Consider the following 15,224-nt stretch of genomic DNA (forward strand, 5'->3'; position numbering starts at 1 on the left):
TGCGCCCGTGTTGTCATGTGAGCGCAGAGTGCTGGAAGGAAAGTGATATGAGCAAAGTCAGCAGCGGCAACGGCGGCGACTCCAAGAATACCCTATACTGCTCCTTCTGCGGAAAGAGCCAGCACGAGGTCCGCAAGCTGATCGCCGGACCGACCGTATTCATCTGCGATGAATGCGTCGAACTGTGCATGGACATCATTCGCGAAGAGAACAAGACCTCGATGGTCAAGTCCCGCGACGGCGTTCCCACGCCCCAGGACATCATCAAGGTTCTCGACGAATACGTCATCGGCCAGCAGCAGGCCAAGCGTATCCTGTCGGTCGCCGTTCATAACCATTACAAGCGCCTCGCACACGCCTCCAAGGGCGGTGATGTGGAGCTTGCGAAGTCGAACATCATGCTTGTCGGCCCGACCGGCTGCGGCAAGACCTATCTTGCCCAGACGCTCGCCCGCATCATCGACGTTCCCTTCACCATGGCTGATGCAACGACGCTGACCGAAGCAGGTTATGTGGGTGAAGACGTCGAAAACATCATCCTGAAGCTCCTGCAGGCAGCCGACTACAATGTCGAGCGCGCCCAGCGCGGCATCGTCTATATCGACGAAGTCGATAAGATTTCGCGTAAGTCCGACAACCCGTCGATCACCCGCGACGTATCGGGCGAAGGGGTTCAGCAGGCGCTTCTGAAGATCATGGAAGGCACGGTTGCCTCGGTGCCGCCGCAGGGCGGCCGCAAGCATCCGCAGCAGGAATTCCTGCAGGTCGATACGACGAACATCCTGTTCATCTGCGGCGGTGCCTTTGCCGGCCTCGACAAGATCATCTCCGCCCGTGGCGAGAAGACATCGATCGGCTTTGGTGCATCCGTCAAGGCTGCAGACGACCGCCGTGTAGGCGAGGTTCTGCGCGAACTGGAGCCGGAAGACCTGGTCAAGTTCGGCCTGATCCCGGAATTCATCGGTCGTCTGCCGGTCCTGGCAACACTCGAAGACCTGGATGAGGACGCCCTGATCCAGATCCTGTCGGAACCGAAGAACGCCCTGATCAAGCAGTATCAGCGCCTGTTCGAGATGGAAGACGTGGAACTGACCTTCCACGAGGACGCTCTTCGCGAAATCGCCCGCAAGGCGATCATCCGCAAGACCGGCGCCCGCGGCCTTCGCTCGATCATGGAAAAGATCCTGCTCGACACGATGTTCGAACTTCCCGAGATGGAAGGCGTTCGCGAAGTCGTCATCTCCGACGACGTCGTCAAGGGCAATGCCCGTCCGCTCTACATCTATGCGGACCGCCAGGACGAGAAGGCCAACGTTTCGGCCTGAGCCGCATCGCTCATATAGATTTGATCGAGGCCCCGCATTGGGGCCTCTTTTCGTAGGTAAGTTGTGGTTTCGAGCCGGTTTCGGAGAAATACCGAAGACTGGCGATTGCACCATATTCAGCTTGCTTTAGACGTGAAGCACGCAGATCATGTCTGCTCTCGCTGCTTCGCAGTCACGGTTTGGGCGATGAGCCGCATAGGATGTATGTTTCTGTCGGTGAACGGGCCGGTCTGGCGTAGCGGCAATGTGAAGATTTATACGAGCTTTGTAATATCCCTGTCACGTCGGCGACGGCCGGGCTGCTGCGAGGCTTGAAAATGACATAGGAAAGCTCCACCTTGGGCGGGAGTGAAGTGCTTGGGTATTTGCTCAAGCCATCCCGGAAACGGGACGATGGAAAGGAAACAAGATGACAAGTTCAACGTCTGCGGCATCCGGCACTGCGACCTATCCGGTCCTGCCATTGCGCGACATTGTGGTCTTCCCGCACATGATCGTTCCCCTGTTCGTCGGACGTGAGAAATCCATCCGCGCGCTTGAGGAGGTCATGGGCTCCGACAAGCAGATCATGCTCGTCACCCAGATCAACGCCAGCGACGACGATCCGGAACCCGATGCGATCTATAAGGTCGGTACCGTCGCCAACGTGCTGCAGCTTCTGAAACTGCCCGACGGGACGGTCAAGGTTCTGGTCGAAGGCCGCGCCCGCGCGCAGATCGATACCTATACCGACCGCGAGGAGTTCTATGAGGCGAAGGCCGAAGTTCTCGACGAACCGCAGGAGGATGCCGTCGAGGTCGAGGCTCTGTCTCGCTCGGTCGTTTCCGAGTTCGAGAACTACGTCAAGCTGAACAAGAAGATCTCGCCGGAAGTTGTCGGCGCCGCAAGCCAGATCGAGGATTACTCGAAGCTCGCCGATACGGTTGCCTCGCATCTGTCGATCAAGATCACCGAAAAGCAGGAAATGCTGGAAACGGTTTCCATTAAGCTGCGTCTGGAAAAGGCGCTCGGCTTCATGGAAGGCGAGATCTCGGTCCTGCAGGTCGAAAAGCGCATTCGCTCGCGTGTAAAGCGCCAGATGGAGAAGACACAGCGCGAATATTACCTGAACGAACAGATGAAGGCGATCCAGAAGGAACTCGGCGATGGCGATGAAGGCCGCGACGAGATGGCCGAACTGGAAGAGCGCATCGGCAAGACCAAGCTCTCCAAGGAAGCCCGCGAAAAGGCGGATGCCGAGCTGAAGAAGCTGCGCCAGATGAGCCCGATGTCGGCGGAAGCGACCGTCGTGCGCAATTATCTCGACTGGCTGCTCGGTATTCCGTGGGGCAAGAAGTCGAAGATCAAGGCCGACCTTAACAACGCCGAAAAGATCCTTGAACTGGATCACTTCGGTCTGGACAAGGTCAAGGAACGTATCGTCGAGTATCTCGCGGTGCAGGCGCGTGCGACCAAGATCAAGGGACCGATCCTCTGCCTCGTTGGCCCTCCGGGTGTCGGTAAAACGTCGCTCGCCCAGTCGATCGCCAAGGCGACCGGCCGCGAATACGTTCGCATGGCGCTCGGTGGCGTTCGTGACGAAGCCGAAATCCGCGGTCACCGCCGCACCTATATCGGCTCGATGCCCGGCAAGATCATCCAGTCGATGAAGAAGGCAAAGAAGTCCAACCCGCTCTTCCTGCTCGATGAAATCGACAAGATGGGCTCGGATTTCCGCGGCGATCCTTCGGCGGCGCTGCTTGAAGTTCTCGATCCGGCGCAGAACTCGACCTTCATGGACCACTACCTTGAAGTCGAATACGACCTGTCCGACGTGATGTTCATCACCACGGCGAACACGCTCAACATCCCGGGTCCGCTGATGGACCGCATGGAGATCATTCGCATCGCCGGTTACACGGAAGATGAAAAGCGCGAGATCGCCAAGCGTCACCTTCTGCCGAAGGCCATCAAGGAGCATGCGCTGCAGCCGAACGAATTCTCGGTTTCCGACGATGCCCTGATGGCGATCAGCCAGCAGTACACCCGCGAAGCAGGTGTTCGCTCCTTCGAGCGCGAGTTGATGAAGCTCGCCCGCAAGGCCGTGACCGAGATCATCAAGGGCAAGACGAAGTCGGTCGCCATCACGGCTGCCAACATCTCGGATTACCTCGGTGTTCCGCGGTATCGCCACGGTGAAGCCGAGGGTGAGGATCAGGTCGGTGTCGTCACCGGTCTCGCCTGGACGGAAGTCGGTGGCGAGCTCTTGACCATCGAAGGCGTGATGATGCCGGGCAAGGGTCGCATGACCGTCACCGGCAACCTGAAGGACGTCATGAAGGAATCGATCTCGGCTGCGGCATCCTATGTCCGTTCGCGCGCTGTCGATTTCGGCATCGAGCCGCCGCGTTTCGACAAGTCGGACATCCACGTCCACGTGCCGGAAGGTGCTACCCCGAAGGACGGCCCGTCGGCCGGCGTCGGCATGGCAACCGCGATCGTCTCGATCATGACCGGCATTCCGGTTCGCAAGGATATCGCCATGACCGGCGAAATCACCCTGCGTGGCCGTGTGCTGCCGATCGGCGGCCTGAAGGAAAAGCTGCTTGCAGCCCTTCGCGGTAACATCAAGACGGTTCTGATCCCGGAAGAAAACGCCAAGGATCTGGCGGATATTCCGGACAATGTGAAGAACGGTATGGAGATCATCCCGGTGTCCCGCATGGGCGAGGTGATCAAGCATGCGCTCGTGCGTCGCCCCGAGCCGATCGAGTGGGATGGAACGGTTGAAACGCCGGTCATCGCCACAGTCGAAGGGTCCGAAGACGGTGCGACGACCATCGCTCACTGAGCGATCTTTCGGGTCAACCGAGTTTGAATTGTGGAGAAAGCCGGCGAAAGCCGGCTTTTTTTGTGAAAAATGCACGAAACCCCTTGTTTTTCAGGCGATCTCAGAGCTTTTGGGTTGCCAAGCACCGATGCAAAACTATTGTCGGCGCCGACTAATCGAGTCGTTCCAAAACCGTAGAAAGGGATGGAAACATGAACAAGAACGAGCTGGTTTCCGCAGTTGCCGAAAAGGCTGGCCTCTCCAAGGCTGACGCCGCATCCGCCGTGGACGCAGTATTCGAAACCGTACAGGGCGAACTGAAGAACGGCGGCGACATTCGTCTCGCTGGCTTCGGCAGCTTCTCCGTATCCCGTCGCGAAGCCTCCAAGGGCCGCAACCCGTCGACCGGCGCTGAAGTCGATATCCCGGCTCGCAACGTTCCGAAGTTCTCGGCCGGCAAGGGCCTGAAGGACGCCGTCAACGGCAAGTAAGACTTGACCGGCAGCATGTCTGCCATGGTCTCGAAACCCCGGATAACCTCCGGGGTTTTTTGTTGCGCTCGATTGCCTTTCTATCTGCGATAGAGATAGCGCGCTTAAGGCCAATTCCAGGTATTTGCATGGTGATGCTGCGCGGCAACACAAAGTTCTCTTCGTTGATATTTGTCAGAAAAGCACCGCATAGGGTTTTGGAACTACTTGTCAGGTCAAGTGCATCGCTGCTCTTTTGTTTTGGGGCAAAGGCGATTCTAAATTTAGAAATATGAACGGTTCTTATTCTTCTAAGGCATATCATATCTCGGCATCGCTGACGGCGTCCGTCTAAAATGATCAGCGAGTGTTCTGGAAATGTTTCTCAAGCATAAAACTATTTGTCTACTTGCGAGCTCGGCGCTCGCGGGCATGATTGCTGCTGGATCCGTAGCGCATGCAGCCGCCGGCTCCGGCGTTGTCGGCCTGAGCAGCGACGGATCCGTCATGCTCAGCGAGGTCTATGACATCAGTACGGGGAAATACGTCTATCAATTGACGTCGACGGCCACAGGCCAGACACAGACGATCACTCCACCGTCTGGCGCTGGATATCTGGCGTTGAGAGGCCTCAGCGCTGATGGCAAGACCGTCATCGGAAGCTACTATGATGGCACAGCGCACAGAGATGTCCCGTTTCTGTGGACCGCGGCCGGCGGCTTTGTAGAGGTCGCCGATGCCAATGTATCCAGCTATTTTGCTTCGGTAAGCGGCGACGGAAAAGCGGTCGCGGGGTACGACTGGGCCAACTACAACGAAGCTTTCTATTGGACTGCGGCGGATGGCAAGATCGGACTTGGCTCCCTCGGCGGGTTGAGCTCCAGGGCAATCGCCATCAGCAGGGATGGGACAACGGTTGTCGGCACGGCCGACACGCTCGACGGCAAGAGCCACGCATTTCTCTGGAAGGTCGGCGACGAAGAACTCCGTGACATCGACACCCTTTCCGGAAACTCCACAGCTGCTTTGGTCAGCAACGACGGATCAGCCGTGGCGGGGTCCTGGTACACGTCGGCATCGTCACCATACCATGTATTTCACTGGACCGAAGCGGGTGGCATGGTGGATATCGGCGACCTGGGTGGTTCCTATACATTCCTGAACGCGATGAGCGGCGAGGGCAATGTTCTGGTGGGCAACTCCTATCTTGAAGGTAACCTCTCGTCTCACGCTTATCGCTATGTCGCATCCACCGACACGATGACTGATCTGGAAACGCTTGGCGGTACCTATTCGAGCGCAAGTGACGTCAATCTCGATGGCAGCGTTGTGGTCGGAGCCTCCACGGATGCGCAGTCCGTTCAACACGGATTCCGCTGGACGGAAGCGACCGGAATGATTTCCGTCGAAGACTGGCTTGAAAGCCAGGGCGGCACACTCGGCACCGACATGACGGAAACGGCCGAATTCGTTTCTGATGATGGCAATGTCATCGTCGGACGAACGACAAACGACACCATCTACATCGCACGCGTTGTCGAGGACAATGGCTGCCCTCCCAGCGCCAACATGTGCCAAGGCGGAGGTGGCGGCGGAACCGGCATCATCGACACCGCAAAGTTTTACCCGACTGTCGCCACGGCCAGCAACGTGGTCGTCCAAGGCGGCGTCAACAGCGCCGACACGATCATGTTCGGTGCGCAGGGCGCTCCGATGCGCAGCCTGCTGACCACCGGCCAGCGATCCGTCTGGGGCACGGTTGACGGCGGCTATGACAATGGTGCCAACGCTGATGGCGGCCTGGCTCTCGGTGAGTTCGGTTTTGGGTACGGTATCGCTGATGGCGTCACAGCCCGCTTTGCGGTTGGGGGCACCTACACGGACCAGGATCTCGATGCCGGCGGCAACGTGCGTCAGCGTGGTGTCTACCTGTCGCCGGAAGTCTCTGCAGATCTTGGCCGGAACATCTACATGACCGTCGGCGGTTACTGGGGCCGCAGCAGTGTCGACAGCAGCCGCGGTTATCTGAACGGTGCCGTGACCGATTATTCCACGGGCGACACCAATGCCGAGACCTGGGGTGCCAAGATCCGCTTCGATTGGCTGAACGCGATAACGGTCGATAACATCGCGATCACGCCTTATGTCGGTCTCTCCTACGCGCATACCAAGGTCGACGCTTTCACGGAAACCGGCGGCTCCTTCCCGGTCAATTTCGACGAAACCAGCGACCATTCGACGATCCTTCGTCTCGGTGCGGATTTTGTTCGGCCGCTCAACGACACGGTACGCCTGCTGGCAAAGGCCGAGCTCGACTACCAGTTCGAAGACCATGCAGCGGCGACGCGCGGCACGCTGGTCGGCATCAGCGACTTCGATCTGGACGGCCAGGATCTCAAGCAGTTCTGGGCTCGTGGTGGCGTCGGCGCCGAATTCGATCTTGGGAAGGGTGTGGCGTCCTTCATGGTCAATGCCACAACCAAGGGCCAGGATCCGGATGTGTGGGTTCGCAGCAACTGGACGGTCAAGTTCTGATTGTAGCTATCCAGTGAACACTGGTTGTGTTCAGGAACAAGAAAAGGCCCGGTAGATACCGGGCCTTTTCGTTTTCTGGGGGCAGTCATCCGCTGTTCTATCCGATTGCAATCGAGGATACATTTTTGTCATTCCTCTGTCATGACACTGCATCAAAAGCCCATCTGTGGTTTTACGGAGGGCTCCCCCATGACATTTTCTACGCGCGCCGCCTTGACGGCGCTCCTGCTCGCCTCGGTCGCAGTACCGGCCAGCGCCGAGCAGGTTTTCAACCGTATCGCGTCTTTCCCCGTCGCCCAGAACCTGCCCAAGGGCGAGGACAAGGCGACGTCGTCGGAAATCATTACCGCGACAGCTGATGGTAACACGCTCATCTATTCCGACGCGCCGGGTGGCACGATCGGCTTCATCGACATCACCGACGCCAGGGCCCCGAAGGCCGGCGGTTCGATCGCCATCGACGGCGAGCCGAACTCGGTAGCCGCGGCAGGCCCGAAGGTTCTGATCACCATCGACAGGACCGAAGACCTCACCAAGCCGGCAGGTCAGCTGGGTGTCATCGACATTGCCTCGAAAAAGCTCGAAAACACCTGCGATCTCGGCGGTCAGCCGGATAGCGTTGTTGTGGCTCCCGATGGCTCGTTTGCCGCCATCGCGATTGAAAACCAGCGTGACGAAGACCTGAACGACGGCGCCTTGCCGCAGCTTCCTGCCGGCGAACTCTTGATCGTATCGCTGAAGAACGGCGTTCCTGCCTGCGACAGCATCAAGCGTGTTGACGTGACGGGCCTTGCCACCGTTGCCCCGGAAGATCCGGAGCCTGAATTCGTCAACATCAATGCCAATGGCGAGATCGCCCTGACGCTGCAGGAAAACAATCACGTCATCATTATCGACAGTAAGACCGCCAAGGTCACCGGCCACTTCACCGCCGGCACGGTTGATCTTGAAGGCGTCGACGCCAAGACTGACGGCTCGCTGAATTTTTCAGGAAAACTCACCGCCGTCCCGCGCGAGCCGGATGCCGTCAAATGGCTGGGCACCGACCGCCTCGTCATCGCCAATGAAGGCGATTACAAGGGCGGTTCGCGCGGCTTCACCATCTTCGATCGTTCCGGCAAGGTTCTTTTCGATGCCGGCATGACGCTGGAACACGAAATCGCCCGTCACGGCCATTTCCCGGAAAAGCGCGCCAAGAACAAGGGCATCGAGCCGGAAGGCATGGAAGCCGCGATCTTCAACGGCCAGCAGTATTTCTTCGTGCTCTCCGAGCGCGGTTCGATGGTTGCCGTCTACAAGGACACCGGCGCCGAGCCTGAACTCGTCCAGTTGCTGCCGTCCGGCATCTCGCCTGAAGGCGCTGTCGCCATTCCGGGCCGCAACCTGCTTGCCACCGCCAACGAAGCCGATCTCGGCGAAGATGGCAGCGCCCGTTCGCACGTGATGCTCTATGAGCTGGCGGAAGGCGAAAAGGCCTATCCGACACTCGTCTCCAAGGATCTGGACGGCAAGGTCATCGGCTGGGGTGCTCTCTCCGGTCTCGTTGGTGACGCGGAAAAGGACGGCACCTTCTACGCCGTATCCGACTCGGTCTACGCTATGCAGCCGTCGATCTTCACCATCGACGCCACCAAGAAGCCGGCCGAAATCACCAATGTCCTGCGCATTACCCGCAACGGCCAGCCGGCCCAGAAGCTCGACATCGAGGGCATCGCTCTGGATGGCAAGGGTGGTTTCTGGCTCGCGTCGGAAGGTGATAGCTCCAAGCTCGTCGGCCACGGCATCTACAACGTCAACGCCAAGGGCGAGATCAAGAGCGAGATCGGTCTTCCGGCCGAGCTTCTCGCAGGCGAAACCCGCTTCGGTCTCGAAGGCATCACCACGACGGGCGAGGGCGACGACCTGACGCTTTGGATGGCTGTCCAGCGCGAATGGAAGGACGATCCGAAGGGCCAGACGAAGCTCCTCTCCTACAAGCCGAAGTCGAAGGAATGGGCAGCCGTCCGTTACCCGCTCGAAAAGGCCGAAAAGGGCTGGGTAGGCCTCTCGGAAATCACCGCCAGCGGTGACCATCTTTATATCGTCGAGCGCGACAACCTGATCGGCGACGCTGCCAAGCTGAAGAAGCTCTACCGCGTTTCCCTCAATGATCTGAAGCCGGCCAAGCTCGGCGGCGAACTGCCGGTCGTCACCAAGGAAGAAATCCACGACTTCCTTCCCGACCTGAAGAACGCCACCAACGGCTATGTTGTCGACAAGCTGGAAGGTTTCGCCTTCGACAAGTCCGGCAAGGCCTTCATGGTCACCGACAATGACGGCGTTGACGACTCGTCCGGCGAAACCCTGTTCCTGCCGGTCGACCTCAAGGTTACCAACTAACAGATCGCCATCTTCAACAGGAAAAGGCCGGGTGTTTGCGCACCCGGCCTTTTTTATTCGGGGCACCTGACTTAAGTCTGGCGTTCCCGATGTGTTCGCATGAGACGATTCGATGAGTTCCTTCCGCTTCATCCATGCCGCAGACCTGCATCTCGGCAGCCCGTTTCAGGGGCTGGCGCTGAAAGATGCCGATCTCGCCGAGCTTTTTGTCGAAGCAAGCCGCAAGGCGTTTACCGCACTGGTCGACGAGGCGGTCGAACGCAAGGTCGATTTCTTCATCGTCGCCGGCGACGTTTATGATGGCGACTGGAAGGACAACAAGATCGGCCTGTTCTTCAATCGCGAAGTGGCACGGCTGGAGCGCGCCGGCATCCCGGTCTTCCTGCTCAAGGGCAACCACGACGCCGAAAGCGTGATTACAAGAACGATCACGCTGCCGAAGAATGTCAGCGAATTTCCGACCAACAAACCGGGCACGTTCAGGCTCGATCACCTTAAGGTGGCGCTGCACGGCCAGGGCTTCGCCGAACGGGCTGCGAGCGAAAACCTCGCTCTTTCCTATCCCAGGCCCGAGACCGGGTGGTTCAATATCGGCGTGCTGCATACCTCGCTCACCGGCCGGGAGCCGCATGCGCCCTATGTGCCATGTTCTGTCGAGGACCTTCGTTCGCGCGGTTATGACTACTGGGCGCTCGGTCACGTCCATGATTTCGAGATCGTGGCGAAAGACCCGCTGGTCGTCTTTCCCGGAAATCTGCAGGGCCGCTCTATTCGCGAGACCGGCGCAAAGGGCGCCGTGCTCGTCACGGTCGAGGATGGCCGCATCAGCTATGAGCGCCTGATCACCGATAGCGCCCGCTTTGCCGAGCTTCCGGTCGCAGCCGAAATCGACGATACGCCCGCCGTCCTGCTGCGCCGTATCGAAGACGCACTCGACCCGCTGGTCGAGGCCATGGAGGGGCGTCCGCTCGCACTGCGCGTCCGCGTCTCCGGAAAATCGCGTCACCGCAACGAGGTCCTGGCAAGGGTCGAGGATTTTCGCGACGAAGTGCAGGCCGCCTGCCATCGCGGCCATGGCGATATCTGGCTGGAAAAGCTCGATCTGAGGCTTGAGGCCGACAGCAGTGCTGCCGAACACGCACCCGGAACTCTTGGGCTGGATGGGTTGTTGACTATGGACGGCTTTGCCCCCGAACTTCTGGAGGAGGCCGCCGCGCGCGTTGCGGAAATCGCCGCAAGACTGCCCGGCGGCAGCGGAGCAGGCAGCCTGCCGCTTGGCGATGATATCGATGTGCTGCTTGCCGAAGCGCGTGATCTTCTCCTTTCCCGCGCGGCGGAGGCCGGCTGACTATGCGTTTTGATCGTCTCGACATTTTGCGTTACGGCGCGCTCACCGATCGCCGTCTCGTCTTTCGGCCGGACGCGAAGCTTCACATCGTCTACGGGCCGAACGAGGCCGGCAAATCGTCGGCGCTCTCGGCAATCTCCGATCTTCTCTTCGGTTTTCCCGAACGCTCTGCCTATGGTTTTATGCACGATGCCGGCGTCCTGCGTGTCGGCGCCGGGCTGACGGCGAAGGACGGGCAGTCTCTGTCCTTCCGCCGCCGCAAGGGGCGCAAGAACACGCTGCTCGCTGACAGCGAGGCAGAGGGAAATTTGCCGGATGACGCTCTCTCCCCGTTCATGGGCAACCTCTCCCGCGATGTTTTCGAGCGCGCTTTCGGCCTGAATTCGGATAAGCTGCGTGCCGGCGGAGAGACCATGCTGAAAAGCGGCGGCGAGATCGGCAGCCTCCTGTTTTCCGCCGCCTCCGGTCTGACGGGCCTGTCCAATCTGCGCAAGTCGCTGGAAGCAGGCGCTGACGCCATCTATTCCCCGCGCCGGTCGAAGGACCGTAGTTTCTACCAGGCACTCGATGCACATGATGCAGCCCGCAAGGCCGAGCGGGAAAACGAGCTGAAGGCGGGTGACTGGAAGAACCTTCTGAAGGAAGAAGCCGAACTTGCCGCGGAAATCCAGACGCTGCAGCATGGGCGTGAGGAGACCAAACGCGGGCTCGATCGCCTGCGCCGGCAGATGGCGCTGGAACCGCTATTGCGCGAGCTGGACCGCGAGCGTGCGCTTCTTGCGCAACATGAGGCCCTTTCCGACCTTCCGGATGGTTTTGAAGAAAAACTTTCAGCCACACTCGATGCTCTGCGCAAGAACGCAGACGCGCTCACCGCATCCGATAATGCGATTGCAAGGCTGCGTGACGAAATCGCGGCGATAACCGTGGACGACGCGCTGCTCGCGTCCGCGCCCGAAATCCTTGCCGCCTATGGCCGCAGTGGCGTTTATCTGAAGGCCAGGCAGGACATCGCGCGCGTGCGCGGTGAAGTCGAGGATTTCGACCAGAAGCTGCTTCAGGCCTCCCGTCGTCTGGGCTTCAAGGAGTTTTCCGACCTTGAGAAGATGCAGCCGTCTGATTCCGATCTGGTACGTCTTCGCCAGCTGGTCGAAGAAGGGGGGGAACTCGGCCGCGAGATGCGTCAGCTTCGCAAACGGATCGACGAGGAAGCCGATGCGCTGCGCAAACTCGAAGCCGATGCGCCGGTCACTCGTATCGTCGATCCCAAGCCCCTGAGTGACCAGCTTGCGGCCTTGCGACCCGAGATCGAGGAGCTGGCTAATCTCGAAACATTGAAGATCCGTGCTGCCCGCGCAAGAAGCGATCTCGATGCCGCTGCTGCGCGCCTTGACCCTCCGGTTCGGGATCTGGACCTTCTTCTTGCCGTCCCACTTCCCGACATGGAGACGCTTGCCCATCACCGTCGCCTGATCGAGACAGCGAGACAGGAAAGCGCGCAGGCCTTGCAGAAGCTCGCAGCGCTGAAAGCCGATGCGGATGAGCTTCAGGATCAGGTGGTGCTTCTGGAAGGCGAGGGGAGGATAGTTTCGCGGGAGACGATCGAGCTTGCGCGCCAGGAACGTGACGGTCTGATCGATACTTTGGCCTTCAAGCCTTCCGATGCCGCTTTGCAGACCGCAAGATCTGCTGTTCAGGAGGCGGATCGACTGGCCGATATGGCGCTTTCCGACGCGGAACGCGTCTCTCGCCACGCGCAGCTGAGATTGCAGCAACGCAAGAAGGCCGACGCAATCACCGTAGCAGAGGGAGCAGCAAAACAAGCCTCCATCGCCGCATCCGATGCCGTGACAGAATTCGAGGATCTGTTCCATTCTGTCCCGGTAACACCGGGCGCGCCTGAGCGCATGATCGAATGGCGTCGTGCCGTTGAGGGATTGGCAGCGCTTTCCTCCGCTCTGAATGCGGCCGATGATGAATATGAAGTGCTGCGGTCCAGAGAAGAAACACTGCGCCCGGCATTGGCCGCACTGGCCGATGCCACCGGGGCATCCTCCGGTGTCCTGCCGCCAAGAAGCCTGGCGCGGGAAATCTCCGCGCGTCTGGAGGAAATTACCCGCCAGTGGAGCGAGGGACGCACGATCGAGCGGATGCGCGACACCGCAAGCCTGACGCTCAAACGGCTGGAAACGGACGAGGCCGATCTGCGCAACAAGGCTGATCTGTGGCGCTCAGGTTTTGCCGCTGCATCTTCGTCCGCGGGGCTGCCCGAAGATGCGACGATCGAGATGGCGAATGCGGCGCTCGATATTTGGCGCACCTTGCCGGATCTTTTGTCCGAACGGGAAAATCGTGATCGCCGTGTTCGCGGCATGGCCCGTGACATGGAAGGCTTCGAAGTTGAAATCATCACGTTTTGCCGATCGCTGGCACCCGATCTCCTGTCGATCCCGGCCGATGTGGCAGGCGGCCTCCTGAACGACCGGGTCACCAAGGCGCGCGCGGCGGACAACCAGCGCTCGACATTGACGACGGCGCTGGAGAGAAACGAGCTTTCCCACACCCATCATGTCGCGGAGGCCGCCAGGCTCAGCGCTGAGCGAACCGAACTGGCAACGGCCGCGACGGTTCAGCCGGATCGTCTCGAGGCCGTCCTTGCGGCGCTTGTCGAGCGCAGAAGGCTTGTTGCCAACGAGAGCCAGTGCCGTGACAGGTTCATCCAGCAGGCGGACGGTCTGGAGGAAGAGGCCGTGCGGACCGCCTTGGTCGGTTTCGACAGGATATCCGCCGGCGTCGAAATCGAACGGCTGGAGGCGGAAGACAGCCGACAGATCAATCGTCTTGCCGATCTGCGTGCGGCGGAAGCCGACAATCTGCGCCGCAGGCAGGAGCTGGAGAAAGGCACGGGTGCGGAACGCGCCGTCTTCGAAAAACTGGCGGCCGAACAGGAAGCGAAGGACCTCGCGCGTCGCTGGGTGGTGCTGAAGCTCGCCGGTGCAATGCTCGGTCATTCGATGGAGGCTTACCGCGAACGTCAGGCCGATCCCGTCATGACGCGCGCGGGCGAGGTTTTCTCCCAGCTGACGGGAAATCGGTTTGCCCGTCTTCTGCAGGTCTATGACGACAACGACGATCTGCAACTCGCCGTCGAACGGAAGACGGGCGAGCAGGTGCCGCTTTCCGGATTGAGCGAGGGAACCGGCGATCAGCTTTATCTCGCGCTTCGACTGGCCTTCCTTGAGGATTATTGCCGCCGTAACGAACCGGCGCCGCTGGTGCTGGACGATATCTTCCAGACATTCGACGACGAGCGCACCGCAGCCGGGCTTCGCACGCTGGCCGCGTCAAGCGGTGCCTTCCAGTCGATCCTCTTTACCCACCAGATGAGCCTGCTTGACGCCGCTGAGCGCGAACTGGGTGACGATGTCGATCTAGTCCGCCTGGATCGGGCGTGACAAGCGAGGCTTCGGCAGCGGCAGGCATTCGAGCATGATCGGTGCGGTCGAGGATTGCATCGGATATCCGCGTGAGATCGGTATAGGTCCGCTGCAGGCTGAGATCTGAGGAATTTGCGTGATCAGCAGGTTGGATCGACGATCGTCGTCTCTCTCTCGATCGTAGCTGATACGATACCCTTCCAGTCTCGATGAGAAGGTGTCGCCGGCCCGAATTCTATCATTGAGATAGCGCCGGTTTTCCGGTGTCAGTTCCAGGCCGAAACGATCTAAGGAATTGGCGACCAGCCGGAACATTTCTTCGTCCTGCCGTGGATCGAGCAGGCTGAGCTTGAGGCGGAACGTGCGGAAGGTGCTGGACGATGTTCCTTTGATCTGGGCGAAAAGCACGGAGGGTTCCGCCGTCGTTCCTAGCTCCTTCGAAAACAGGCATTCCCATTCTCCGCCGGCGGCCTGGAAATTCGCAGCAGGGCCATCCTCCCCGAGCCGCTCGCACCGCTCATGCGAAGTCAGGCGGGGGAGAACGCGGAATCGGTCGTAACGACCGACTGCGGGATCGATGAGTCGGGGCGGCGCATCGACAACGCGTGTCATTCGCCGCGCGCGCAAAGCGGGCGGCGGCGCAGCGGCGAAAGGTCGCGCGAGGTATTCTTCCACCCCGAGCCATTCCGCAAGCCGACGGTAATTGCGTCCGTCATTGACCATAAGAACGATAGCAACAAGCAGCGTGAGGCCGAGAAGCAGCAGAACGCCGAACGCCTTTGCTGCACGCCGCCGTCTTCGGTGGCGCATCAGAGGCGTCAGAAGTTCCGCCTTGTCCGCCAAGGAGATTGCTCCGTTTCAGGTTCAAATGCCGACAAGCTTTGGCATATCCGGCAAGCCCGTGTCCAAGTGTGTTTAGCG

The 15,224-nt window shown here is 59.8% G+C and carries 8 protein-coding genes; 7 read left to right on the plus strand and 1 reads right to left on the minus strand.

Translation table 11 applies throughout. The annotated features are described in order from the left end of the window. Positions 1 to 47: 47 nt before the first annotated feature. From clpX to JNB91_RS08790, 7 genes are all read left to right on the plus strand, one after another. A complete protein-coding gene (clpX, locus tag JNB91_RS08760; protein ID WP_220325119.1) occupies positions 48 to 1,325 on the plus strand; it encodes an ATP-dependent Clp protease ATP-binding subunit ClpX in 1,278 nt (425 codons plus the stop codon). Positions 1,326 to 1,734: 409 nt separating this feature from the next. After that, a complete protein-coding gene (gene lon, locus JNB91_RS08765) occupies positions 1,735 to 4,155 on the plus strand; it encodes an endopeptidase La (RefSeq protein ID WP_220325120.1) in 2,421 nt (806 codons plus the stop codon). Positions 4,156 to 4,346: 191 nt separating this feature from the next. Then, the gene (hupB, locus tag JNB91_RS08770; RefSeq protein WP_112457241.1) at positions 4,347 to 4,625 is read left to right on the plus strand and encodes a DNA-binding protein HupB; all 279 of its coding nucleotides are present in this window, start codon (positions 4,347 to 4,349) and stop codon (positions 4,623 to 4,625) included. Between the two features lie 411 nt (positions 4,626 to 5,036). Next, the gene (locus JNB91_RS08775; protein WP_220325121.1) at positions 5,037 to 7,139 is read left to right on the plus strand and encodes an autotransporter domain-containing protein; all 2,103 of its coding nucleotides are present in this window, start codon (positions 5,037 to 5,039) and stop codon (positions 7,137 to 7,139) included. Between the two features lie 189 nt (positions 7,140 to 7,328). Next, complete coding sequence (locus tag JNB91_RS08780) at positions 7,329 to 9,518, plus strand: esterase-like activity of phytase family protein (protein WP_220325122.1); 2,190 nt, start codon at positions 7,329 to 7,331, stop codon at positions 9,516 to 9,518. A 112-nt stretch (positions 9,519 to 9,630) separates the two neighbouring features. Next, positions 9,631 to 10,866, plus strand: coding sequence for a metallophosphoesterase family protein (locus JNB91_RS08785; protein WP_220325123.1), 1,236 nt, complete (start codon positions 9,631 to 9,633; stop codon positions 10,864 to 10,866). Between the two features lie 2 nt (positions 10,867 to 10,868). After that, complete coding sequence (locus JNB91_RS08790) at positions 10,869 to 14,321, plus strand: ATP-binding protein (protein WP_220325124.1); 3,453 nt, start codon at positions 10,869 to 10,871, stop codon at positions 14,319 to 14,321. Here JNB91_RS08790 and JNB91_RS08795 read toward each other — a convergent pair. After that, positions 14,298 to 15,146, minus strand: coding sequence for a DUF6030 family protein (locus tag JNB91_RS08795; RefSeq protein ID WP_220325125.1), 849 nt, complete (start codon positions 15,144 to 15,146; stop codon positions 14,298 to 14,300). The two genes, JNB91_RS08790 and JNB91_RS08795, sit on opposite strands and share 24 nt — an antisense overlap. Positions 15,147 to 15,224: the final 78 nt, after the last annotated feature.

Source organism: Aliirhizobium wenxiniae (assembly GCF_019511445.1).
Lineage (GTDB): Bacteria > Pseudomonadota > Alphaproteobacteria > Rhizobiales > Rhizobiaceae > Neorhizobium > Neorhizobium wenxiniae_A.